23 protein-coding genes and 1 pseudogene are annotated in these 23,504 nt (G+C 62.6%); 9 read left to right on the forward strand and 15 right to left on the reverse strand.

Translation table 11 applies throughout. From position 1 onward, the window contains the following. Nucleotides 1-11 precede the first annotated feature (11 nt). From B7Y49_RS03030 to B7Y49_RS03045, 4 genes are all read right to left on the reverse strand, one after another. Nucleotides 12-449, reverse strand: coding sequence for a hypothetical protein (locus tag B7Y49_RS03030; RefSeq protein ID WP_374126091.1), 438 nt, complete (start codon nt 447-449; stop codon nt 12-14). A 4-nt stretch (nt 450-453) separates the two neighbouring features. Next, nucleotides 454-894 carry a hypothetical protein gene (locus B7Y49_RS03035; protein WP_374126092.1) on the reverse strand — a complete coding sequence of 147 codons (441 nt, stop codon included), beginning with the start codon at nt 892-894 and terminating at the stop codon, nt 454-456. 1 nt (nt 895) lies between these two features. After that, nucleotides 896-1,108 carry a helix-turn-helix transcriptional regulator gene (locus B7Y49_RS03040; RefSeq protein WP_374126122.1) on the reverse strand — a complete coding sequence of 71 codons (213 nt, stop codon included), beginning with the start codon at nt 1,106-1,108 and terminating at the stop codon, nt 896-898. A 162-nt stretch (nt 1,109-1,270) separates the two neighbouring features. Next, the gene (locus B7Y49_RS03045) at nt 1,271-2,377 is read right to left on the reverse strand and encodes a TraB/GumN family protein (protein WP_374126093.1); all 1,107 of its coding nucleotides are present in this window, start codon (nt 2,375-2,377) and stop codon (nt 1,271-1,273) included. A gap of 125 nt (nt 2,378-2,502) precedes the next feature. On the opposite strand from B7Y49_RS03045, the gene B7Y49_RS03050 reads away from it, so the two are divergent. The 6 genes from B7Y49_RS03050 to B7Y49_RS03075 all read left to right on the forward strand — a co-directional run bounded on the left by B7Y49_RS03050 (nt 2,503) and on the right by B7Y49_RS03075 (nt 10,281). Beyond that, nucleotides 2,503-3,372 (forward strand): glycine--tRNA ligase subunit alpha, encoded by an 870-nt coding sequence (locus B7Y49_RS03050; protein WP_374126094.1) that lies wholly within the window; start codon nt 2,503-2,505, stop codon nt 3,370-3,372. A gap of 113 nt (nt 3,373-3,485) precedes the next feature. Continuing rightward, nucleotides 3,486-3,848 carry an endonuclease domain-containing protein gene (locus B7Y49_RS03055; protein WP_374126095.1) on the forward strand — a complete coding sequence of 121 codons (363 nt, stop codon included), beginning with the start codon at nt 3,486-3,488 and terminating at the stop codon, nt 3,846-3,848. Beyond that, on the forward strand, nt 3,845-6,265 hold the full coding sequence (gene glyS / locus B7Y49_RS03060) for a glycine--tRNA ligase subunit beta (protein ID WP_374126096.1): 2,421 nt from the start codon (nt 3,845-3,847) through the stop codon (nt 6,263-6,265). The genes B7Y49_RS03055 and glyS overlap by 4 nt, the downstream gene beginning before the upstream one ends. A 79-nt stretch (nt 6,266-6,344) precedes the next feature. Then, nucleotides 6,345-9,011, forward strand: coding sequence for a pyruvate, phosphate dikinase (ppdK, locus tag B7Y49_RS03065; protein ID WP_374126097.1), 2,667 nt, complete (start codon nt 6,345-6,347; stop codon nt 9,009-9,011). Nucleotides 9,012-9,184: 173 nt separating this feature from the next. Beyond that, the gene (locus B7Y49_RS03070; RefSeq protein WP_374126098.1) at nt 9,185-9,760 is read left to right on the forward strand and encodes a DUF1214 domain-containing protein; all 576 of its coding nucleotides are present in this window, start codon (nt 9,185-9,187) and stop codon (nt 9,758-9,760) included. After that, nucleotides 9,757-10,281, forward strand: a complete 525-nt coding sequence (locus tag B7Y49_RS03075) for a DUF1254 domain-containing protein (RefSeq protein WP_374126099.1) — start codon at nt 9,757-9,759, stop codon at nt 10,279-10,281. Before B7Y49_RS03070 ends, B7Y49_RS03075 begins: the two co-directional genes overlap by 4 nt. Nucleotides 10,282-10,285: 4 nt before the next feature. On the opposite strand, the gene B7Y49_RS03080 is transcribed toward B7Y49_RS03075, so the two are convergent. The 8 genes and pseudogenes from B7Y49_RS03080 to B7Y49_RS03115 form a co-directional block, all read right to left on the reverse strand. Then, complete coding sequence (locus B7Y49_RS03080; RefSeq protein WP_374126100.1) at nt 10,286-11,224, reverse strand: hypothetical protein; 939 nt, start codon at nt 11,222-11,224, stop codon at nt 10,286-10,288. 81 nt (nt 11,225-11,305) lie between these two features. Next, a complete protein-coding gene (locus B7Y49_RS03085; RefSeq protein ID WP_374126101.1) occupies nt 11,306-12,313 on the reverse strand; it encodes a type II secretion system F family protein in 1,008 nt (335 codons plus the stop codon). 15 nt (nt 12,314-12,328) lie between these two features. After that, entirely contained in the window at nt 12,329-13,303 is a 975-nt protein-coding gene (locus B7Y49_RS03090) for a type II secretion system F family protein (RefSeq protein WP_374126102.1), read from the reverse strand. 51 nt (nt 13,304-13,354) lie between these two features. Continuing rightward, nucleotides 13,355-14,660: pseudogene (locus B7Y49_RS03095) on the reverse strand (CpaE family protein). After that, nucleotides 14,660-15,355 (reverse strand): CpaD family pilus assembly protein, encoded by a 696-nt coding sequence (locus B7Y49_RS03100; RefSeq protein ID WP_374126103.1) that lies wholly within the window; start codon nt 15,353-15,355, stop codon nt 14,660-14,662. Before B7Y49_RS03100 ends, B7Y49_RS03095 begins: the two are co-directional and overlap by 1 nt. Nucleotides 15,356-15,381: 26 nt before the next feature. Then, complete coding sequence (locus B7Y49_RS03105; RefSeq protein ID WP_374126104.1) at nt 15,382-16,983, reverse strand: type II and III secretion system protein family protein; 1,602 nt, start codon at nt 16,981-16,983, stop codon at nt 15,382-15,384. A 1-nt stretch (nt 16,984) separates the two neighbouring features. Then, nucleotides 16,985-18,007 carry a Flp pilus assembly protein CpaB gene (gene cpaB, locus B7Y49_RS03110; protein ID WP_374126105.1) on the reverse strand — a complete coding sequence of 341 codons (1,023 nt, stop codon included), beginning with the start codon at nt 18,005-18,007 and terminating at the stop codon, nt 16,985-16,987. A gap of 50 nt (nt 18,008-18,057) precedes the next feature. After that, complete coding sequence (locus B7Y49_RS03115; RefSeq protein ID WP_374126106.1) at nt 18,058-18,531, reverse strand: prepilin peptidase; 474 nt, start codon at nt 18,529-18,531, stop codon at nt 18,058-18,060. A gap of 48 nt (nt 18,532-18,579) precedes the next feature. Here B7Y49_RS03115 and B7Y49_RS03120 point away from each other — a divergent pair, with 48 nt between their 5' ends. From B7Y49_RS03120 to B7Y49_RS03130, 3 genes are read left to right on the forward strand one after another with little or no spacing between them, the layout of a single operon-like run. Next, entirely contained in the window at nt 18,580-19,524 is a 945-nt protein-coding gene (locus tag B7Y49_RS03120; RefSeq protein ID WP_374126107.1) for an alpha/beta fold hydrolase, read from the forward strand. 11 nt (nt 19,525-19,535) lie between these two features. Then, nucleotides 19,536-20,657, forward strand: coding sequence for an FAD-binding oxidoreductase (locus tag B7Y49_RS03125; RefSeq protein ID WP_374126108.1), 1,122 nt, complete (start codon nt 19,536-19,538; stop codon nt 20,655-20,657). A gap of 43 nt (nt 20,658-20,700) precedes the next feature. Next, nucleotides 20,701-20,880 carry a YegP family protein gene (locus B7Y49_RS03130; protein WP_374126109.1) on the forward strand — a complete coding sequence of 60 codons (180 nt, stop codon included), beginning with the start codon at nt 20,701-20,703 and terminating at the stop codon, nt 20,878-20,880. Between the two features lie 167 nt (nt 20,881-21,047). On the opposite strand, the gene rnhA is transcribed toward B7Y49_RS03130, so the two are convergent. Genes rnhA through ispH form a run of 3 tightly spaced genes read right to left on the reverse strand, consistent with a single transcriptional unit; the run spans nt 21,048 to nt 23,446 of the window. Beyond that, on the reverse strand, nt 21,048-21,515 hold the full coding sequence (rnhA, locus tag B7Y49_RS03135; RefSeq protein WP_374126110.1) for a ribonuclease HI: 468 nt from the start codon (nt 21,513-21,515) through the stop codon (nt 21,048-21,050). Continuing rightward, nucleotides 21,512-22,471: a homoserine kinase gene (gene thrB / locus B7Y49_RS03140; protein ID WP_374126111.1), complete on the reverse strand. Its 960-nt coding sequence runs from the start codon at nt 22,469-22,471 to the stop codon at nt 21,512-21,514. The genes rnhA and thrB overlap by 4 nt, the downstream gene beginning before the upstream one ends. Before the next feature lie 18 nt (nt 22,472-22,489). Continuing rightward, nucleotides 22,490-23,446: a 4-hydroxy-3-methylbut-2-enyl diphosphate reductase gene (gene ispH, locus B7Y49_RS03145; protein ID WP_374126112.1), complete on the reverse strand. Its 957-nt coding sequence runs from the start codon at nt 23,444-23,446 to the stop codon at nt 22,490-22,492. Nucleotides 23,447-23,504: the final 58 nt, after the last annotated feature.

Here is a 23,504-nt window from a genome sequence, read left to right on the forward strand (position 1 = left end):
GTCGTTGAAAACTAGAAAAAACGCTTCCAGGTGAAGATCGCGAGAGTTGTCGCAATCGTCGTCAAAAAAATGCCGTCGTGCGATAGCGGCAGCGAGGTTCCTGCCGCATCGCCCAGGAAGCGGGCGACGAACAACACCAGATAGACGGTCAACCCGACATAGGTGGCCCACAAGTTCGCATCGCGCTCCTGTTCGTCGATCACCTGCATGTAGATGACGGTACCCCACAGCAAACCGCCAGCAATCAGCGCGAGCCCCACAATCATCAGCGCCGATCGGAAGGCGTTGTCCGCCAGTTCGGTCGCAAAGCCGAACAGGATAGAGCCGATCAGCATCGTGACGATGGTGCCGATCCATGCCGATCGCTGGCGGCGTACCATTGCACCAGCCCGGGCTTGCCAATCATCGCCGCTACGCGTTTCCTTCATTCCGTCGGGTTTCCGATCCACTGGACTAGGTCCGCCACTTCGCAACAAGATAGGTAACGATCGTCACGCCATAACCGAGCAGGAAGATGCCCAGTGCAGTCGGCTGTCCGGCCCAGCCGCCCGCTGCCAGTGCCTGCCAGATGGGATATCCTCCCATCATCGCAAACCAGCCCGCACACATCGCGCGAAGGTTATGCTGCACTGCCAGTTCATCGACCTTGCGAAACATATAGAGTGGCACAAAGATCAGCCCGAATGCCAGCAAGACCGCCATCGCGAGCGCAATACCCGGATCGAGTGTCATCGTCGTGAAGCTGAAGAAGCCGCGATTGCCCGGACGTTGATCGAGCACCCCAAAACTGGCGCCAAGCACCGCACCAAATACCAGCGAACTGATCAGGTACAGCAGCTTGTTGCGTCGCCGCGCCTGCGTGATGCGTTCGCCCGGGCCGATCGCCTTTCTCATTTCAAGCGACCGCCCCGTCATTCTCGCCATCATCGAAAATCTCCTCGATGCTCATGTCGAACAACCGGCCGATGCGGAAGGCGAGCGGGAGCGAGGGATCATATTTCCCCGTTTCGATCGCATTGACGGCCTGCCGCGAGACGCCCAGCCGCCCGCCGAGCTCGGCCTGGCTCCAGTCACGTTCCGCGCGAAGGACCTTCAATCTGTTCTTCATCAACCCCGTCCACATCCGCGTGAACTCCACGAGAACCCTAGTCATTGTTCCCTGACCCAATGTCAAGGTACACTGACTAATTGCCGCCGATTCGCCAAAATGTCAAGCGTCACTGACAAATGGTAACTCAACCCTTACCAAAGGGAGCGCCCATCGGCACTGTCACTGCACCCGCGATACTCGTACGCCGCGTGTTTCGAGCTGTTCGATAACGGACCCTGTGCCGATGAAATGGCCAGCCCCGGCCGCAAACAGCATTGTGCCCGGCGTTTTAAGCTGGCGGATCAGGGCGCGCGTCCATGCGCTGTTCCGATCGGTGAGCAGCGGTGCGGCCATTGCCGCAGAGCCAGTCGTCGCGACCAGATCGACCGATAGGGCCGAATCAGGGCCAACATCGCCCTTTGCCCAAGCATGGATCGCCGCGCGCATATCGGCGCGGCTGCGGACGGGGGCATCGATTGCGGCGTGGAGCATCCGCTGCTGATCCCCCTCTGGCACGGCATTGACGGCGGCGAGCACCTGGCGGTTATCCTCAATCGCAACGATCGGCTTGTTCGCCGTCCGAAATTGTTCCTCCAGCCAATCGTCCGCGCCGGGACCGGGCAGTTCACCGCTGCGCACTTCGTTCACCAGTGCAATCGCGACCGATGCAATCCAGCTTGGCATCTGGTCCATCAACCGGGCGGTGGCGGGGGGCAGCGACGCGACAAAGGCGGCAAGCTTTGCGCGGTGCCCAGCATCCACCCGCGCGGTGAGCGGCGGCAGCATCGGATCCTCGACGAACGATGCGTCGGTGGCTGCTTTGCTGGCGCTATCCTCGATCGATTCAAGGATCAGCAACCGTGATCTCGCGACGATCCGGTCCAGTGCTGCGGTGCGCCAAGCAAAGCCGGGCGGTAATGTGTGGATGGTGCCAATCAGGTAGATCGCGGTATCCCGGTCGCCAATCCGCCAGATTGCTGGGCGAGGGCGATAATTCTGCGACAGTTGCGCGAGGCGCACGGTGCCCTCCACGGGGGGAATGGCCTTGCGCGCAAGGGATAGCCCATCGTCGCGATCCGGGCCGGGATAGCGCAACTGTGGCGCGCCAGACCGTGATACGGCATCGTCATCGCGGGGGGTGTGGTACGCCAGCCGGGGCCGTTGCCGCGCCAAACCTGCATCGACCGGTCCGATCGCTGCTGCCAGCACCATCGCCGCCAGCGTGGCGAGCGGCCGCCGCAGGAAAGCACGCTGATGCGGCAGAAAGGCAGCCCGCAACGGGATCATAAGGTTAACAGTTTGCGCTCAGCTGCCCATCGCCGTCAACGGTTTGGCCGCATGCGGAGCCATTGACCCGCCTTGACGCCCACGCCAAAGGTGCGCGCACATTGCAGGTGCGAAAGATTACCCCCTTGGCCGCTCAGCCCCTAAGCTTCCAGCGAATGATCCTGACGCTCCATGATTACTGGAGCGATCATGGCTGCCTGATCCTGCAGCCCTATGACATGGAGATGGGCGCGGGCACCTTCCACACCGCCACCACCTTGCGCGCGCTCGGCCCCGATCCGTGGAACGCCGCCTTCGTCCAGCCCTGCCGCCGCCCGACCGATGGCCGCTATGGCGAGAACCCCAACCGGCTGCAGCATTATTACCAGTATCAGGTGATCCTGAAGCCCAGCCCGCCCAATTTGCAGGAACTCTATCTTGGCAGTTTGGCGGCGATCGGCATCGACATGCTCAGCCACGATATCCGCTTCGTCGAGGATGACTGGGAAAGCCCGACGCTCGGCGCGTGGGGGCTCGGCTGGGAAGTGTGGTGCGACGGCATGGAGGTGACCCAGTTCACCTATTTCCAGCAAATGGGCGGGTTCGATTGCAAGCCTGTAGCGGGCGAGCTGACCTACGGCCTCGAACGGCTGGCGATGTACATCCAGAATGTCGACAGCGTCTATGATCTCGCGTTCAACGACGCAGGCGTTACGTACGGCGACGTGTTCCTGAAGAACGAGGTCGAGATGTCGACCTGGAATTTCGAAGTCGCGAACACCGACAGCCTGGTCGAACAGTTCAAGATGCACACTGCCGAATGCGAAAATTCGCTCGCAGCCAAACTCCCGATCCCCGCCTATGAGCAGGCGATCAAGGCGAGCCACGTTTTCAACCTGCTGCAGGCACGCGGGGTGATCTCAGTCGCCGAACGCCAGGCGTATATGGGCCGCGTCCGCGATCTCGCAAAAGGCGCGTGCCAGGCGTGGATGGACAAAAACGGGTGGGCGGCGTGACCGCAACCGAAAATCCTCCCCGGGACGGGGAGGTGGTGCGCAGCACCGGAGGGGGCAGGCCGCAAACGCTACGCCGCCCAGAAGTATACGAAGCCCGCCGCGCACGCCGGGAAATGAGCTTGCCTGAGGTATTGTTATGGCAGAGGCTCAAAGGGTCTCCGCAAGGTGTCGCCTTCCGCAAGCAGCACCCGATCGGACCATATCGCGCAGACTTTTATTGCGCTGCTGCCAAGCTGGTGATCGAAGTGGACGGTATCGCGCACGATATGGGCGATCGACCGGAGCGTGACATCGAACGGACGACATGGTTGGAAGCGGCGGGTTACCGCGTTTTGCGGATCGGGGCGGCTGACGTTCTGAAAAATGCTGACGATGCGGCTCAAGCGATTGTTGCGTTTGCGGCGAGCCCCCTCCACCACCAGCCTGAAGAAGGCTGGCGGTCCCCCTCCCCGCTAGCGGGGAGGATCGAAGAGTGACCGACTTTCTGCTGGAGCTGCGTTCGGAGGAAATCCCGGCGCGGATGCAGGCGAAGGCGCGGGATGACCTCGCTAAGCTGTTCCTCGCCGAACTTGCTGCCGCCGGGCTGCCCGCACCCGCGATAACGACCTATGCCACCCCGCGCCGGCTCGCGCTGATTGCGCGCGATGTGCCGCTGGAGACGGCGGCGGTGTCGGAGGAGATCAAGGGCCCGAAATCGAGTGCCCCCCCGCAGGCGCTCGAGGGGTTTCTCCGCAAGACAGGGCTCGCCCGCGATCAGCTCGTCGAGCGCGACGGGGTGCTGTTTGCGGTCATCGACAAGCCCGGCCGCGCGACCGCCGATGTGCTCGCCGAAGCAATCCCGCGCATCATCCGCGCTTTCCCCTGGCCCAAATCGATGCGCTGGGGCGATGCGTCGCTGTCGACCGAAAGCCTGAAATGGGTGCGCCCGCTGCAGGGCATCGTCGCGCTGCTCGGCACTGACATCGTGCCGTGCGAGATCGCCGGCATCGCCAGCGGCCGTACCACGATGGGCCACCGTTTCCATTCGACCGGCGCGATCAGCATCGAGAGCGCGGCGACCTATGCAGAGCAACTCCGCGACGCGCACGTCATCGTCGATCAGGACGAGCGCGCGAACATCATCGCGGTCGGCGCGAAGATGGCCGCCCGCAAGGCGGGGCTGACCTTGATCGAGGATGCGGGGCTGCTCGCGGAAAATGCCGGGCTCACCGAATGGCCGGTGCCGCTGCTCGGCCGGTTCGACGAGGCGTTTCTCAGCGTGCCCCCCGAAGTGATCCAGCTGACGGCGCGGGTGAACCAGAAATATTTCGTCTGCGCGGATGCGGACGGGAAGCTCGCCAACGCCTTCATCTGCACCGCGAACATCGATGCGGCGGACGGCGGCGCGAAAATCATCGACGGCAACCGCAAGGTCCTTGCCGCGCGGCTGAGTGATGCGAAGTTCTTCTACGACACCGATCTGAAAGTGCCGCTCGACGAACAGGCCAAGAAGCTCGACCGGATCGTGTTCCACGAGAAGTTGGGCACGGTGGCCGACAAGGTCGCGCGCGTCGCCAAACTGGCGAGGTGGCTGGTCGAGGAGGGGATTGTCAGTAGCCGTGCTCCTGCGAAGGCAGGAGCCCAGGATGGCGAGGTGGCCGGAGGCCCTGGGCTCCTGCCTTCGCAGGAGCACTTGGCAGACCTCGCCGAACGCGCCGCGCTTCTCTGCAAGGCCGATCTCGTCACCGGCATGGTCGGCGAATTCCCCGAGCTGCAGGGGCTGATGGGCGGCTATTACGCCGCCGCGCAAGGCGAAGACCCCCGCGTCGCCGCCGCGATCCGCGATCACTACAAGCCGGTCGGGCAGGGCGATGACGTGCCTACCGATCCGGTGACGGTGGCGGTGAGTTTGGCGGATAAGCTGGATACGCTGCTTTGCTTTTTTGCCATTGATCTGAAGCCGACTGGATCCAGAGATCCATTTGCCTTGAGGAGAGGCGCGCTCGGTGCGGCTCTTCTAATGATCGCGTGTCAAATCCGGATGTCGCTTATGGAAGCGTTCGATATCTTGTTCGACGAGTTGACATTGCAGATGGACAATCGTCCCGACTCTCAGATGTTGCTTCAAGATCCTGAAGCCGACTGGCATAAGGGACCAAGAGAACACCCGGGTCTCAAAAACTTCTACCATTACCATTATGTTTTTGATGGCGTTACAAAAATTGCTCTAGAGAAAAACACTTACGTTCAAGTGAAACGTGAGCCCTCGATCACGATTGTGAGCAAGGCTGTATCGTTCGCCGTTCTTCTCGATTTCTTCGCCGACCGCCTCAAAGTCCAGCAGCGCGAAGCTGGTGTCCGTCACGACCTGATCGATGCGGTGTTCGCGCTTGGTGGGGAGGATGATCTCGTCCGGCTGCTCGCGCGCGTCCGCGCGTTGCAGGCGTTTATCGGCACACCCGACGGCGCGAACCTGCTCGCCGGGTATAAGCGTGCGGCGAATATTCTGAAGAAGGAGGGGTTCGAAACCTCCGATAAAAGCGATCGTCACCCCGGACTTGATCCGGGGTCCCGCTTGTCGGCGACCGAAGTAGAAGCGGGACCCCGGCTCGGGGGCCGGGGTGACGGCGTGGTTGGGGCTGGCGTTTTGCCCTACACCCCCGAAGCCGCCGAAGCCGCGCTCATCGCGGCACTCGACATCGCCGAACCCGCCGCTGCCGCCGCCGTTGCCGCCGAGGATTTCGAAGCCGCGATGGCTGCGCTCGCATCCCTCCGCGCGCCCATCGATGCCTTTTTCGAAAGCGTGATCGTCAATGATCCCGATCCTGCCAAGCGGGCAGCGCGGCTGGCATTGTTGGAAAAAGTGCGCAATGCCGTGTACGGAGTCGCCGATTTTTCGAAGATCGAGGGGTAAGCGTTTTTTCCATATAGGTAATAACTTTTATCACTTTTGAACCAATTCCGCCGGGTCTGGCGGCTGACGGGAATGAGCAATGAGCAAGTATGTGTACCGCTTCGGCGGCGGGGTTTCGGATGGCGCGGGCCTCAGCAAGGAATTGCTGGGCGGCAAGGGCGCGAACCTTGATGGCATGGCCTCGATCGGGCTGCCGGTGCCGCCGGGCTTCACGATCAGCACCGAAATGTGCACGCGTTACCTGGATGAAGGGCAATCCTTTCCGGACAGCCTGCGCGCTGAAGTCGCAACCGGCCTTGCGCATATCGAGGGCGTGACGGGCAAGAAATTCGGCGATCCCGCCAATCCGCTGCTCGTCTCGGTCCGCTCGGGCGCGCGCGTCTCGATGCCCGGCATGATGGATACCGTGCTCAATCTGGGGCTGAACGACGCCACGGTCGAGGGCCTCGCCACGGTGAGCGAAGATCCGCGCTTTGCGTGGGACAGCTATCGCCGCTTCATCCAGATGTATTCGGATGTGGTGCTCGAGCTGGAACATGGCGCGTTCGAGGAAGCGCTTGAGGTTGCCAAGGAAGATAATGGCTATTTCCTCGATACCGAGATGTCCGCCGATGACTGGCGCGCGCTGGTGGCGGAATACAAGGCAATCGTCGCGCGGCTATGGGGCAAACCCTTTCCGCAGGATGTCCACGATCAGCTTTGGGGTGCCGTCGGCGCGGTGTTCGGTTCGTGGCAGTCCGATCGCGCCAAGGTCTATCGTCGCCTGAATGCGATCCCCGGCGACTGGGGCACCGCCGTCAACGTGCAGGCGATGGTGTTCGGCAATATGGGCGAAACCTCCGCGACGGGTGTGGCGTTCACCCGCGATCCCGCCAAGGGCGACCGCGCTTATTATGGCGAGTTCCTGATCAATGCGCAGGGCGAGGATGTCGTCGCCGGCATTCGCACCCCGCAATATCTGACGCGCACGGCCCGCGAACTGGCGGGCGCCAAGCCGCTCAGCATGGAAGAGGCGATGCCGGAAACCTATGCCGAGCTCGCCAAGGTGTTCGACCTGCTCGAGGTGCATTACCGCGACATGCAGGACATCGAATTCACCGTCGAACGCGGCAAGCTCTGGATGCTCCAGACCCGGTCGGGCAAGCGCACCGCATCGGCGGCGCTCAAGATCGCGGTCGACATGGCGAATGAAGGCCTGATCACCGAGGAGGAAGCGGTCGCCCGTGTCGATCCGTCGGCGCTTGATCAGTTGCTGCACCCGACGCTTGATCCCACCGCGGTGCGCGACGTGCTGACGCGCGGGCTGCCCGCCAGCCCGGGCGCGGCGTGCGGTGCAGCGGTGTTCGATAGCGAAACTGCCCAGAACCGCGCCGAGCTCGGCGAACCGGTGATCCTGGTGCGCACTGAAACTTCGCCCGAAGACATTCACGGCATGCACGCAGCGCGCGGCATTTTGACGGCGCGGGGCGGGATGACCAGCCACGCCGCCGTCGTTGCGCGTGGCATGGGGCGTCCCTGCGTCTCGGGTGCGGGCACCGTCTCGATCGACGCCAAGGCGCGGATGATGCGCGTGGCGGGCCGCGAAGTGCGCGAGGGCGAGATCATCACGATCGATGGCACCACCGGCGAGGTGATGCTCGGCGAAGTGCCAACCGTGCAGCCCGAACTCGCCGGCGATTTCGGGGTGCTGATGGGCTGGGCCGACAAGGTCCGCCGCCTGAAGGTGCGCGCCAATGCCGAAACCCCGCTCGATTGCCGCACCGCGCGTGATTTTGGCGCGGAAGGGGTGGGGCTGTGCCGCACCGAACATATGTTCTTCGATGCCAAGCGGATTACCTCGGTTCGGCAGATGATCCTGGCCGATAGCGAAGCAGGCCGTCGCGCGGCGCTGGAGAAACTGCTCCCCGAACAGCGCGCTGACTTCACCCAGATTTTTGAGGTGATGGCGGGGCTGCCGGTGACGATCCGGCTGCTCGATCCCCCCTTGCACGAATTCCTGCCGCATGAAGAAAGCGAATTTGCCGATGTGGCGGAAGCGACCGGCATCGGCGTCGAGGCGCTGCGCCGCCGCGCGGGGGAGCTGCATGAATTCAACCCAATGCTCGGCCATCGCGGGTGCCGGTTGGGCGTCACTTACCCTGAAATCTACGAAATGCAGGCCCGCGCGATTTTCGAGGCGGCGTGTGATGTCGCAGAGAAGTCCGGCGCGGCGCCGATCCCCGAAGTGATGATCCCGCTGGTCGCCACCCGCAAGGAACTCGAGCTGATGAAGGCCGTGGTCGATGCCCAGGCCAAGGCGGTGTTCGCCGAGAAGGGGCGCGTGCTCGACTATCTGGTCGGCACAATGATCGAGCTGCCCCGCGCCGCGCTGATGGCCGCGCAGATCGCGGAGGTCGGCGAGTTCTTCTCGTTCGGTACCAATGATTTGACCCAGACCGCGCTTGGCGTGAGCCGCGACGATGCTGGTCGCTTCCTGACGACTTATGTCGACAAGGGCATTTACGCGACCGATCCTTTCGTCAGCCTCGACATCGAAGGGGTGGGCGAACTGATCCAGATCGCGGTTGAGCGCGGCCGCCGCACCCGGCCCGACATCAAGCTCGGCATTTGCGGCGAACATGGCGGCGACCCGGCCAGTATCGCGTTTTGCGAGACGACGGGCCTCGATTACGTCTCCGCGTCGCCCTACCGCGTTCCCATTGCAAGACTCGCCGCGGCACAGGCGGCGTTGAAAAATCGCGCGTAATCGGCGATTCTTGTTCATGGTAGAACAGTTGGATTGATCTTGCTCACACCCGTTCGGGCTGAGCGAAGTCGAAGCCCAGGCGCAACGCGTGCCCTTCGACTTCGCTCAGGGCGAACGGATGTGGGATGGCTAGCGGTAGATCAACGGCAATTTGAGGGATCGGGGTTAGCGGAATGAAGAACTGGGCGCGCCTACTCATTGGCGGCGTTGCGGGGGTGTTGATCGGCAGCGGGGCGGCGATCTGGACCGTGCGCGCCGGATCGCTCGGTGCGCAGAACGCGATCGGACCGTGGTATACCGGGCGCGATTTCGGTAGCGAGGCGGCGAGCGGTTATACCCGGGCGGTCGTCGCGCTGCGCGGACTGCTCGCGCTCCCGGCGAGCGAGGTGCGGTACTACACCGCCGCGACCGATGATGCCGGCCAGCCGCTGACGGGCAACTGCACCTACACACTGACGGGCGGCGCACTGCCCGCGAAATGGTGGAGCGTCACGCTGTATGACCGCGCGGGCTATCTCGTGCCCAACCCGGCGGAGATCTATTCGGTCGGCAGCGCCAGCCTCAGCCCGGCCGAAGCCGCCCGCTGGGCGGTGACGATCGCGCCGACAAAACAACCGGGCAGGTGGCTGCCCACGGGTAACCCCGCGCCTTTCGAGTTGACAATGCGCGCCTATCTGCCCGCTGACCGCGGCAAGGGCGATTTCACCCGCGCGCAACTGCCGCAGATCAAACGGGAGCGCTGCGCATGATCCGCCATTGGCTTGCTCCGTTGCTGTTCGGCATCTTCTGCGGCCTGCTCGCCTGGCATGGGACAATCGCGGCGATGCCGCGCGCGCTGATGGCCTTGGCGGTCCGGCGAGTGGCGAGTGCGGGCGGAATCAACCGGATGACGCACGCGCCGGTCGTCACCGCCAAGTCGCGCGCCATCGTGCGGCCAAGCCCCGATTTGCTCTATTCGAGCTGCCCTTATGATGTCGGCGTTGGCCCGGTGTTGATCGATGTGCTGCCGATCGACGCGCCTTACTGGTCGCTATCGGTGTTCGATACGCTCACCAACACCGCTTTTGTCCGCAACAACGTGCAGGCAGCGGGCGAGCCACTTCACATCGCGTTGATCCGCAAGGGGCAGGTGGCACCGAAAGGCTATTACCCCGTCATGCCAGCGGGAACGCGCGGCGTTGCGCTGGTCCGCGTGCTCATCGATCGCAATGCACCGATTGGTGCGATTGACCGGGCGCGGCGGCAATCGCGCTGTAGGGTGGCGAATTAACGCCTTAAGCGTGCACCAGTTGCGGCTCGATCAGCCCGTCTTCGCCTGATCCGATCAGCGCTGCCTGCAGCCGCCATTGCTGGTTGGCGATCTGGCCGGGCGGCAGGTTGAGCTGGATCTCGATCGCCTTTTCATCCTCGGCGCTCAGCCGCTCGATATCTTCGACCTGGCGAACGCCGAGCGAGGCGAGCCCTGCGGCCAGCGTATCGTCGATTCCGCGGATCCGCGTCAGCCCGGTCAGTTCGGCATCAAGCGGGATGTGGATCTCTTCCGCATGGGCATCAGCCGTTTCGATCGGCGCTTCCTCGGCGGTCGGATGGACGTCATCAGCGTTTGCCACGACAACTGATCCATCGTCGGTGGCGGCGATGGGGGCCTGTTTCGCAGCAGGATCAACATCTGTCTCAATATGGGGCAGAATATTGGGATGAGTCAGCGCGGCAGCGGCCACGGGTGTGGCTGCAGCGGCCGCGATTGCGGCAGAGGCCGGCTCGGCGACATGCGGCTCGACGGCAGGCGATTCGGCGGCTGACACAGGTTCGATCACCGGTTCGGCCGCGGTTTCGGAGGTGGCATCTGGTAAGGCTGGTGCCGGTGTCTCGGCGACAGGCTCGGGCGCAGCGGTTTGCGCGACGGGTGCGACTGGCGGCAGCGGGGAGGGCGATGCCAATGCCGCAACATCACTACGTAGCCGCACAACTTCTTGCGATAGCGCACTTTTCTGGGCTTCTAGTTCGGTAATGCGGCGCGTCTTCTCGATGTTGAGCCGATCGGTTTCGTCGCGATACTGGGCATAAAAACGCCGCTCATCATGGAAGCGACGACGCCATTTGCCCTCAAAAGTCGAGCTGAAATAGCCGAACAGCCACCCGATCAGGATCAGGCCGCCCCACACGGCATATTCAAGTGGCGATTGCGGTAACATGGCTTGGCCCCACGACATTTTTGTCGGACGCCAGTGTGCCGTGTGCCACGGGTTCAATCAAGCGCCAGCGTTCGCCCCGGTGTTCGCTGATTACCCCGATTAAATGCCACCGGAGAAAGCGTCAGAGATCGAACAGGCCGCCGGGCCGAGGATGACCACGAACAGCGTCGGCAGGATGAACAGGATCAGCGGGATCGTCATGATCGCGGGCAAGCGCGCTGCCTTTTCCTCGGCGCGCATCATGCGTTCGTTGCGGAACTCGGCTGAAAGCACGCGCAATGCCGATGCCAGCGGGGTCCCGTATTTCTCGGTCTGGATCATCGTGGTCACAACGCCCTTCACCGCATCAAGCTTCACGCGCATCGCCAGATTTTCGAAGGCCTGGCGCCGTTCGGACAGGAAGCCAAGCTCGATCGCGGTCAGGGTGAATTCATCGCCAAGTTCGGGATAGGCACGGCCCAGTTCGCGCGCCACCCGCTGGAAGGCGGCATCCACGGTCAATCCGGCTTCGGCACAGATCACCAGCAGATCGAGCGCATCGGGAAGGCCCTTGCGGATACCGTCAGAACGCTTGCTGATCTTGTTGTCGAGATACAGATCGGGGGCCTTGTACGACAGCAGAAAGCTCACCGCGACCAGGCCGTAAGCCTTGAGCGGTGACCAATCTGAAAACATATCAGTGCCATAGACCAGGTACAGCATCATGCCGCCAATCACGACCGGCATCACCATCCGCGCAAAGATGACCGCGACGGCATATTCCTTTGATCGGATACCGGCTTGCATCAGCTTGACCTGTGCGGTCTTGACCTGGCTGTCTTGCAGCACCTTCAGCGATTGCAGGAAATCCCTGATCCGGTCGGTCGTCAGGTTTTGTTTGACGAGCTTGGCGCGGCGTTTGGCGGTCGACGCGGTAATCCCGGCCTTTAGCTGTTCGCGGCGATCGTTCAGTGCCTTGACGCGTTTCGCCATCGGGTCGTTTACCGTGGTGACGGCATAGATCGCGACGAGCACCATGAACGCGCACACCCCAGCCAGCAGCGTCGCGACGCTGATGACATCGACGCCGAGGATCGTCGGACCGGCACTGGCACCCTGGAATTGCACGCTGTTTTCCCGTCGCTAAATTTCGAAGTTGACCATTTTGCTCATGATGAACACGCCGATCCCCATCCACAGCAGGCCGCCACCGCCCGCGACCATCAGCCGCTGGTCGATGAAAAAGCCCTGCATGTATGACCCGTTGATCATCCAGATCATGCCGAACACGATGAACGGCAGTGATCCGACGATGTAGGCGGAAGCCTTGGATTCAGATGACATCGCCTTGATTTTCAGCTTCATCTGGCCGCGCATGCGCAGCACTGTCGCCAGGTTGGCAAGGGTTTCGGCCAGGTTGCCGCCGGTCTCGCGCTGGATGGCGATGGTGATGACGAAGAACTGGAATTCGGGCGTGCCGAGCCGGTCGGCGGTTTCCTGCAGTGCCACATCCATCGTTCGGCCGATTTTCATTTTGTCGGTGATCGATCGGAATTCGACGCCGACGGGGCCATCAATCTCCGCCCCGACTACGCCCATCGTCTCACCAATCGGCAAGCCAGACCGCAGGCCGCGAACGAGCAATTCGATCGCGTCCGGGAATTTGGCGGTGAACTGGGCGATGCGGCGCTTGATGAAGAACCCGACCACCATATGCGGCAGCCCGGCACCAATGATGATCCCCACCATCATTGCCAGCAGGATCGGCAAACCCTGAAAGATCAGCAGTGCGGACATGACGACAAAAATGCCCAGCGTCGCACTGACATACTGGCCGAGCGTCCATGGCTTGCCCGTCATCGAAAGCCGCTTTTTCAGCAGAGCGGGATTTGGCAGCAGGCGCATCGCGGCTGCATCCATGCGGCTGTTACGGCTTTGCGTGATTCGGCGCAGATGCGCCTCGGCAACCGCCCCCGACGATCCATTGTGCCGGTTGGTGAGCGAGCGCAGGCGGCGGACCTTGGCGCGATCAGGCGATGGCCCGGAAAAAGCGAACGCAATGAGCCCCAGCACGACCAGCGCGCCGAGGCACATCATCATGAGGGGCATCAAATCCATTCACCGTGCCTTTATCAAACCCCGCTAAATGCCTTGCGCGGGGTATTTCGTTCAGCTCGCCTTGGCGGCGCGTTTCGGAATCAGACCCTTCAAATTACCGAATTTGCCCATCAGCGAGCTGCCGGCGGATTGTGGCTTGGCACTTTTGCCGCCCTTGGCCGACACATCATCCGCCGATCCATCGGCGGCGATCAGCAGGCGCTTCCCCAGATCGGCAATCGGGGAGATCGCCTTTGATGACTTGCCAACTTCGACCAGCGCCTTGCCCAGTTTGGCGGCTTGTGCGGCTGTTTTCTGATCGAACCCGATGACGAAATCGATCTTGCGCTCAATCGATCCCTCGAAGTCTTTGCGGCTGATCTCTAGCTGGCCGTTCTGGTGCACCTTGTTGGCGACAACGAACACCTGAGTCTGTGGCGCGTTCGATTTCAGCCACGACAGGATACGGATCGAATCGCGCGCCGCCGCGAGGGTTAGTTCGGTCACCACTACCGCCAGCTGTACATCGCTGATCAGGTGCGGGTGATTGACCAGCATCGCGCGCGGCAGATTCGGTGATCGTGCATTCGAACGCCGCCCGCATTTCTTCCTGCAACTGGTAGAAGGCAGAACCGTCGCTCATGATCGGTGCGCTGATTGGCGCTTCGGCGGACAGAATGGCGAGCTTTTCGCTGGCGCGCACCATGGCGCGTTCGATGAACAGCCCATCGATACGGCTGGGGTTTTCGATCGCATCGGTCAGCCCGCGACCAGGTTCCAGATCGAGCGCGAGCGCGCCGGTGCCGAAATGGACGTCGAGATCGAGCAGCGCGGTCGTGCGGCTTTCCTTTTCGCTGATCCACCAGGCAAGCGATGTCGCGATCGATGATGCACCGACGCCACCACGCGTGCCGATTACCGCTGCCGAGCAGTGCGGGCGTTCCAGCGAGGCGTCGGTGACCTTGGGTGCGTTCAACAATGCCTGTGCGGTTGCAAAGGCATCGCGGAGCATATCGGGGTTTAGCGGTTTCAGCAGATAATCCTGGATGCCGCTGGCGACGAGATCGCGGTACAACCGCACGTCGTTGACCTGCCCGGCCGCGATCACGACCGTGCCGGGTTCGCAGACTTCGGCAAGCGCGTTGATGTCGTTCAGCGGATCACCGCTTTCCGAAAGATCGACAAACAGGATGTGCGGGCTGGCCGATACCGACAATGTCTGCACGGCATTGCGCAGGCCGCCTTTGTTGACCTTTTCGGGTGCCCAGCCGAGCTCGACGGCAATCGGGCGGAGCGATTCCGCTGTGGTTTCATCGCAGACGAACGCGACAAAGGGTTCACGCGTGCCCGAACGGCCGGGATTAAATGGTGCGTTCATTAGCTGTCCCCCCCACCCGACGAACCACCGCTGGAGCCGCTGCTACCGCTGGCACCGCCGCTTGCGCCGGCGGCGCCGCTGGTCGCGCCGGTGCCACCCGATCCGGTGCCCTTACGGAGTTGCTGAATGGCGCGCGTGCCCGTTGCCGGATCAGACGTTGCCGATCCGGTTTGCCCGCGCACAAGATCTTCGGGCTGGGCGATCATCGCCGCCAGGTTAGAATTGACCGCACAGCCATGGTTGGACGAGGTATGGGCGTTGAAATTGCCGTTGCCGGTATCGCGATTGTTGGGGCAGCTCGGCACCGATGCCGTGGTGCGGCTGACAATCACGCGGACCGTGCCCGGGTTGGGTTGGGTTGCCGAAACGGGCACCGCATCGCCCAGGAACAGGCCATAACGCGCAATCGTCGCGCCAACATCTGCCCGCGCCGCGCTGTTGGCACCGGTGGGATCATCAAGCGCAACGCGGTCGCCGTAACCGAGCCGCAGCGACGCCAGCCAGCCCGCGAGCCGCTGAACCTCACCCGCCGAGGGCCGACCATTATCGGTGTTCATGTCAAAGATGTAATCGGTACGGCTGACGACCGGCTGATGGACCGATTCGAGTCCGCGATTTTCCGCCGTCGACCCCGCACAGCCTGCCAGAAGCAGGGCCGGTGCGGCGATGGCGATAATCGTTAGGCGCTTGAGCATGACACTCTCCCTGCGGCGATGCGCGATCATTTGAAGCTGAACCCTGGTGTGGCGCTGCTGCTCGCTTTGCCCTTGCGCGGGGCGGGAACGACGGCCTTCACCTCATCGCGACCCGATTGCATTGGGGCGGGGGCCTGCGCAGGCCCCAGCGGCAACGGGCTGACCGCGCCGATGGCCGGCTGGCTGGACGAAGGCGCGACGCTTGGCTTGGGCCGATCGGCATTGTCCGCGCCGCGCGAAAGCGTGCCGAGGAACACCCGGTCGAGATCCGACGGCGCCTTGTACCCATCGGTTGGAAGGACGATCTCGTTCGCATTAACGGGCTTCACAAGATACGGCGTGATGACGATGACCAGCTCGGTTTCGTCGCGCTGAAAGCCGTTCGACCGGAATAGCGCGCCAAGCACCGGCACGTCGCCCAGGCCAGGGGCCTGCGTGATCGAATTGTTGTGGTTGTTCTGCAGCAGCCCGGCGATCATGAAGCTCTGGCCGGAACCGAGTTCTACCGTCGTCTCTGCCCGGCGCGTGGTGAGCGCGGGGATGGTGGTGCCGCCGATCGTGACCGCGCCAGCCGATGTCAACTGCGATACTTCCGGGCGGACACGCAGCGAGATGCGGCCGTCCGACAGCACGGTTGGGGTGTAAACCAGGCTGATCCCGTACTGTTTGTATTCGACCGAGACTGCGCCGAGCCCCTGGCTGATCGGAATCGGAATTTCCCCGCCCGCCAGAAACGTCCCGGTTTCACCTGACAGTGCAGTCAGATTGGGGTTGGCAAGCGTCGAGACCAGGCCCTTGCGCTCCCCCAAATCGAGCGAGGCGAGCAGATCGGTGCCGAAATAACGGCCCGCCACGCCAAGCGCGGTGCCGATCGTCGGGCTGGTTGGGAACTGGAACAAGGTGGAACCGGGGAGCAATCCATTGGCATCGCGTGTTACCGGCGTGCCAGCTGCAACCTCGGGAATGCTGGTGATCGTGCCCGCGCGACCCTGGGCGATACCGAACAGGAAGTTGTTGCCGCTGTTATCCCGGTTGGTCAGGTTGACGCCGATATTCTTGATGAAGCTGCGGCTGACCTCGGCAAATTTCACCTGCAGGTTCACCTGCAGCGGGGTGGCCGTTTTCAGGCGGACAAGTACCTTGGTCGAATCACCGACATAGGCCTCCACCAGCCGCTGCGCTTCGGCGATATCGTCGGGCTGTGCGACGGTGCCGGTCAGCAGCACCAGACCGTTCATTGGCGTGGCAACAATCTGCGCATCGGGCATCGCGAGCGTGAGCATTTGGCTGACCGAATCGATGTTGGTGCCAACGCGGATCGACGTCGAATAGACGACGCTGCCGTTCTTCGCGGTCGCATAGAGCGTGGTCGTGCCTGATTGCTTGCCGAAAATGTACAGTTGGGTAGGCGAGCGGACCTGGACGTCGGCGATTTTATCGTCGGCGACGAACAAATCGCTCATCGGCCGCGCGAGCGTGACCAGACGGCCACGACCGATCGCGACTTCGACCAGCGAGGTCGGCGAGGCGGCAACGGTTTGCGCGCCGGTGGGCGCGGTGTTGCCTACCGCAGTGGCGGCGAGGGCGACCGCGAGCGGCCAGCCGATCGACTTTGCAGGGCTACGCATCCTAATTCTTCCCCCCGACCGGAACTTCGGTCACGTTGTTGCCGCGTGCGATGCGGACCGTTGGCCCCTTGGGGGCAGCGCCGCCGGGGAAAGCACCCGGCGCACCATTGGCGCCATCGACCTGTCCTGCGGGTTTGCCGGGCACCGTGCTGCGCTGAAACCGCGATACATCGGCACCGGTGGCAAAAGTGGAGCCACCGGCCGTTGGACGGGCGGCAACTTTCATGATCATCGCCTTTTCGGCTTTGGGATCGTTGCCATCGGGCACCGACACCGCGCCCGACGCGATCGCTTCTTCAAGCTCGGCGGAGTTATCGGCGATCGACCGCAGCGCGAGCGACAGCGACCCGAGCGTCTGCGCTACCGCCAACTGTTCGGCCAGCTTGGGTGTTGCTTCAACGGTGATGCTGGAAAAGGTGCGAACAACGGTCTTGCCATCTTCGCCCACCGTGTTGTCGGTGCGCTGATCGGTCGCCAGAACGCGCAGGTTGCGCAGCACGGTTTCCGATACCTTGAGCGGTGGGCCATCGCCGCCACCCGATACCGTCTGCGTCAGCATCAGATCGATCCGGTCACCGGGAAATACGAAGCCGGCCACGGCGGCATTCGCCTGCACCGGCACCGTCACGGCCCGCATGCCCGGCCCGAGCGCCGCTGCCAGGAAGCCGCGATCGCCGGGCTTTACCAGCGCACCCTGCGTGACGGGCTGACCAGCGGTGATGGCGTTGCGGACAACAGTGCCCTGCAGCGACCGCAGATCGGTTTCCTTTTTCAAGAAATAGGCGTTGTCGACGAGTTCTTTTGGCCAAGGCTGAAACTTCAGCGCGGTCGCGTCGAGGATCGTGCCGATGGGCAGTGCGCGCGTTGCCACGAGTACTTCGGGACCATCCACCGGTTGTACGGGCTGCACTGCTGCTGCCGCGACCGGCGCGCTGGAGCCGGCAATCAGCGATCGCGCCATGAAAGCGGTAAGCCCCGCCACAAAGAGCGCAGCAACCAACAGAATGATCTTCCTACTATCCATGACGCCTCTGGCCTTTTCGGACGCGGATCAGTTGATCCGCCGTTAAGCATTCAAGTAAATTGGTTAAAAAGTGGTTCGCGCACCGCCAAAAGTCCGGCGATGGCAATCGCCACGCCGTACGGAATCTCGACCGGGGACTGGTCCTGTCGTCGCCACCTGTCGATCATCATCACCAGCGTGACGCCGCCGCCTACCAGCGACATGACGATCAGCAGCCAGATCATTGGCTCCACCGGGAACCAGAGCGCGAGCGCGCCGATCAGTTTCACATCGCCGCCACCCATCTGGCCGAGCGCGAACGCGCCGCAAAAAAAGGCGAAAATGGCGAGCGCCACGCCGATCTGAATCGCGATATCGGGCCAGATCGTCATGCCGTTGACCCACCACCACGGTATTGCCATCAAGGCGATCAGCGCATTTTTCCAATTGGCGATTGTGCGCAGGCGTGCATCCTCTATCCCTGCCGAAACAAGGAGAAGTGCCAGCAGCACCGGCATCACGGCGATGAGATAGCCCCAGTTCATCAATCTCGTTCCTAGACGGAACGGCTTTCTAAAAAGTAACCAGCGGCAATGACTTCATCTCTTTTATATCGCCGGGCAATTCCAGCAGCGGCCCGGATCACCCGCTGGATAGCGAGCGACGGCTGGCCGCTGCGCCGGTTCGACTGGCCAGCTGAAACCGAGCCACGTGGCAGTATCTTGTTCTGCGGCGGGCGCGGTGACATTTTCGAAAAATATCTTGAGCTGTTCGCGCATTGGCATAGCCAGGGCTGGGGCGTGACCTGGCTCGATTGGCGCGGGCAGGGCGGATCGGGGCGGTTGACGCCCGATCCGAATGTCGGTCATATTTCGAATTTTGCTATTTATGTGAATGACTTCGCCGAATTCTATGCCGAATGGGTTGCGCACGCAATGGGCCCGCGTGTGCTGATGGGGCATTCGATGGGCGGGCATCTGGTGTTGCGCGCCGCGGTTGAGCGGGTGGCCGATCCCGATGCGCTGGTGCTCGTCGCGCCGATGCTGGGCTTGCGCAATGCGCTTGGCGCGGGGCTCGGCGAACGCGTGGCGAAAATGATTGGCGGGCTCGGCAATTCGGCGCGGGCGGCGTGGAAGGCGAACGAAAAGCCCGGTGGGCTCGAAACGCGCCAGGCGCTGCTGACGCATGATCCGGAACGCTATGCCGATGAAATTTTTTGGCAGGAAACGCATCCCGATATCGTCACTGGCCCCCCGAGCTGGAAATGGGTGATCGAGGCCTTTGTCTCCACCCGCGAATTGCGTCAGTCGCCTGCGCTGAAGGCGATGCGCGTCCCGACCCTGATGCTGGTGCCGATGGCAGACCAGCTGGTTGATGCCAAAGCGGCGGTTGGTGTTGCGGCAAAGTTGCCCGATTGCCGGGTGCTGCGGTTCGGCAAGGAATCCGCGCATGAGGTGCTGCGCGAGACGGACAGTGTTCGCAACCGTGCGATTGGCGAGATCGACATCTTCCTCGCTTCTCGCGCACAGCGGGCCTGATCGGTCGCACCATGACGGCTGACATCGCCGCCGATATTCTCGTTATTGGTGCAGGCATCGCCGGGGCAAGCCTGGCCGCCGAACTCGCACCCCATGCCCGCGTCGTGCTGATAGAGGCGGAGGACATGCCGGGCTATCATTCGACCGGCCGGTCGGCGGCGTTCTGGCATGAGACATTAGGCGGCCCGCTGGTGCAACCGCTGACGCGCGCGTCTTATCCGGTCCTTGAGGCCGGCGGCTTCCTGAAACCGCGCGCCTCGCTTGAGGTCGCGGAGATTAACGGTTTGCCGCTGCTCGACAAGCTGGCGAGCGAATTTGCCGGCACGGGGGTGGGGCTGGCCCGGCTCGATCATGACGGCATCCGCCAATGGGTGCCGCGCGCCCGGCCCATCCTCGTTGGCGGGATGCTCGAATCGACGGGCGCCGATATCGACGTGGCCGGGCTGCACGGCAGCGTGCTCGCTGCGTTCCGGCGGGCGGGCGGCATGCTCGAGACCGGGCGACGGATCGATCGGGTCGAGCGCATTGACGGTGTATGGCACGTCCAAGCAGGCGACTGGCACACATCCGCCCCGATTATCGTCAACGCTGCCGGGGCATGGGCCGATGGCCTGGCAGCGATGGCGGGCGCCAAGCCGCTCGGCATCCAGCCGATGCGCCGCACCATCGCGCAGGTGCGCGTGACGACCGACGATGTGCCGGACCACCTCCCGCTCGTCATCGATATCGCCGGCAGCTATTATTTCAGGCCGGAAGGCCCCAACCGGCTGTGGTTGTGCCCGCATGACGAGACTCCCGTCGAAGCGGGCGATGCCGCGCCGGAAGAAATCGATGTCGCCATCGCGATTGACCGGTTCGAGACTGTCACCGACTGGAAAGTCGCGGCGGTGGAGCGCAAATGGGCGGGCTTGCGCAGCTTCGCGCCTGATCGGCTACCGGTTTATGGTTTTGATCCAGTGGTTGACGGCTTTTTCTGGTTTGCGGGGCAGGGCGGCATCGGCATCCAGACCGCGCCTGCCGCCGCGATGCTCGGGGCGGCGCTGCTCCTGGGGCAACCGATGCCCGACGCCGTCGCTGCGATCGACCCTGCACCCTATGCGCCCGATCGCTTTGTAGCGCTGGCGCAACGATAGCCGCCGCGTTAGGCTGTGATCTCACTCAAGCGGGAGGTGCATCATGGCCCACAAATTCGTGATCGAGAAGAACAAGGCCGGCGAGTTCGTCGCGAAGTTCAAATATAACAGCGAAGTGATGTTCTGGACCGAGGGCTATTCGAGCAAGGCCGCGGCGGTGAACGCGATCGAATCGATCAAGAAAAATGGTGTCGAGGCGCCGACAGAGGAACACTTGGACTGATCGGTTTCAAGAGCGGGATGGCGCCTGGTTGATATCACTACAACTCCGTTCGCCTTGAGCGAAGTCGAAAGGCAAGCGCAACGCTTGGGCTTCGACTTCGCTCAGCCCGAACGGGGGTTGGGATCAATAAACCTTAAGCCATTGGCTTAGCCCGAGTAGCGGTAAGCTCAGGCTTCGACGCTCGCCCGCTTCCGCCCCGCCGCCATGGCAGCGGCGCTCGCCAATGCATCGGCACGTTCGTTTTCGGGGTGGCCGGCATGGCCCTTCACCCATTGCCAATCGATCCGGTGCGGCTTGGCCGCCGCGAGCAGCGCTTGCCATAGATCGGCGTTTTTGACCGGCTTCTTGTCAGCGGTTCGCCAGCCATTTTTCTGCCAGCCGTGAATCCATTTGGTCAGGCCATCCATCACATAGCGGCTGTCGGTTGAGAGTGTGACCCGGCAAGGCCGTTTGAGCGCCCCAAGCGCCTCGATCACCGCCATCATTTCCATCCGGTTGTTGGTCGTCATCGGCTCGCCGCCAGAAACTTCCTTCTCAACACCGCCCATCCGCAGCAACGCCCCCCAGCCGCCGGGACCAGGATTGCCCTTGCATGCGCCATCAGTGAAAATCTCGACTTGCGGCAACTCGGTCATGCGACGCGGCTCGCCAGGGTCGGATCATAATGGTTCAGACGGCGCATATAGGCGATCGGATCCTTGCGGGTGACGAGGGCATCGGCAGGTGTATTGAGCCAGTCCCAGGCGCGAGACAGCGCAAAGCGGATACAGGCGCCGCTGGCAAGTGTGGCAAAGGCGGCGTTTTCAGCCGGGGAGAGCGGGAAGCGTTCTTCATAGCCCTTCACGAGCGCCTGCCCGATCGCAGCATCGAACTGTGCGCCGCTCGCATCGAACGACCAGGCACTGTGGGTGATGGCCAGATCGAAAACGCGAACGTCGGTGCACGAAAAGTAGAAATCGATCAGTCCTGTCACGGCATCGCCGCGCATCAGCACATTGTCTGGAAACAGATCGGCATGGATGGCGACATGATCGAACGCATCGCCCTGCCATCGGCCAACGATCTTGTCCGTGGCAAAGGAAAGATCATCGTACAGCCGGGGGGAGATCTCATTAAGGTTCGGGCCGCAACGCTCGAGCAAAGGCTGCCAGGTCTCAACGCCCATCGAATTAGGGCGGGTGGGTGCAAAATCCGCCACTGCGTCATGCATCGCGGCGAGCGCCCGACCGGCGGACAGCGCCTGTGCTGGACGCGGATGTGATAGCGATACGCCGGGCAGGAATTTGATCAGGCACGCGGCACGGCCTTCCAGTTCCTGAATCTCTTCGCCATTCCGATCCTTGATTGCCGGCGGCACGGGCAGCCCCTTGGCATCGAGGTGATCGAGCAGCGCCATGAAGAACGGCAAATCTTCCGCTGCCACGCGCTTTTCGTATAGCGTCAGGATGAAGCGCCCGCCGGTCGTATCGACCAGATAGTTGGTGTTTTCCACACCCTCCGCAATGCCCTTGGCGGACACCAGTTCGCCTACGTCATAGCGGCACAGGAAATCGGCCAGCGCCTCGGCGGACACATGGGTGTAAACCGCCACGAGATCAGTTCTTTCGACTCAGGCGGGGACTTCGAGGCCGCGGGGCAGTTTGAAAGAGATCGTTTCGCGCGTGGTTTCCTCCTCACGCTCGGTGATCTCATATACCTCGGCGAGCCGGGCCACGAGTTCGCGCACCAGCACTTCAGGTGCCGAGGCGCCCGCCGAAATGCCGAGTGTCTTAACGCCTTCGAGCCACGCGAAATCGAGATCCTCAGCGCGCGGGATCAGCTTGGCGGGAATGCCATGCCGTTCGGCGACTTCGACCAGCCGGAGCGAGTTGGACGAATTGGTCGCACCGATCACCAGCATTGCATCGCACTGCGCGGCAATTGCCTTGACTGCAGCCTGCCGATTCGACGTGGCGTAGCAAATATCCTCGCCACGCGGCGCCTTGATGCCCGGAAAACGCTCGATCAACTTGGCGACGATATCGGCTGTATCGTCAACCGATAGCGTCGTCTGCGTCAGGAACGAGAGATTGTTGGGATCGACGGGTTCGAAGGCGATCGCATCTTCCACCGTTTCGATCAGCGTCATCGCGCCAGGTGGCACTTGGCCGAAGGTGCCGATCACCTCAGGATGGCCGGCATGGCCGACAAAGATGATGTGGCGGCCGGCATCAACGAGCCGTTCGGCCTGCCGGTGCACCTTGGAAACGAGCGGGCAGGTCGCATCGAGATAGGCAAGGCCGCGATCTTCAGCCTCGGCAGGCACTGATTTGGGCACGCCGTGCGCGGAAAAGACGACCGGAACGCCGTCCGGCACCTCATCGAGCTCCTCGACGAAGATCGCGCCCTTTTCGCGCAATGTGTCGACAACATATTTGTTGTGCACAATTTCATGGCGGACATAGACCGGCGCGCCATATTTCTCGATTGCGAGTTCGACGATGTGGATCGCCCGATCGACCCCTGCGCAAAAGCCACGTGGGGCGGCGATGAGAAGGTCGAGGCGAGGTTTGAGTGCAGTAGCCATAGACTATGTCTACGCGATTGCTTGCGCGGGCGAAAGCCGGTTCCTATGCTATAGGCTG

It is taken from the genome of Sphingomonas sp. 28-62-11 (assembly GCF_002278865.1).
In the GTDB taxonomy this organism is placed as follows: Bacteria; Pseudomonadota; Alphaproteobacteria; order Sphingomonadales; family Sphingomonadaceae; genus Sphingomonas.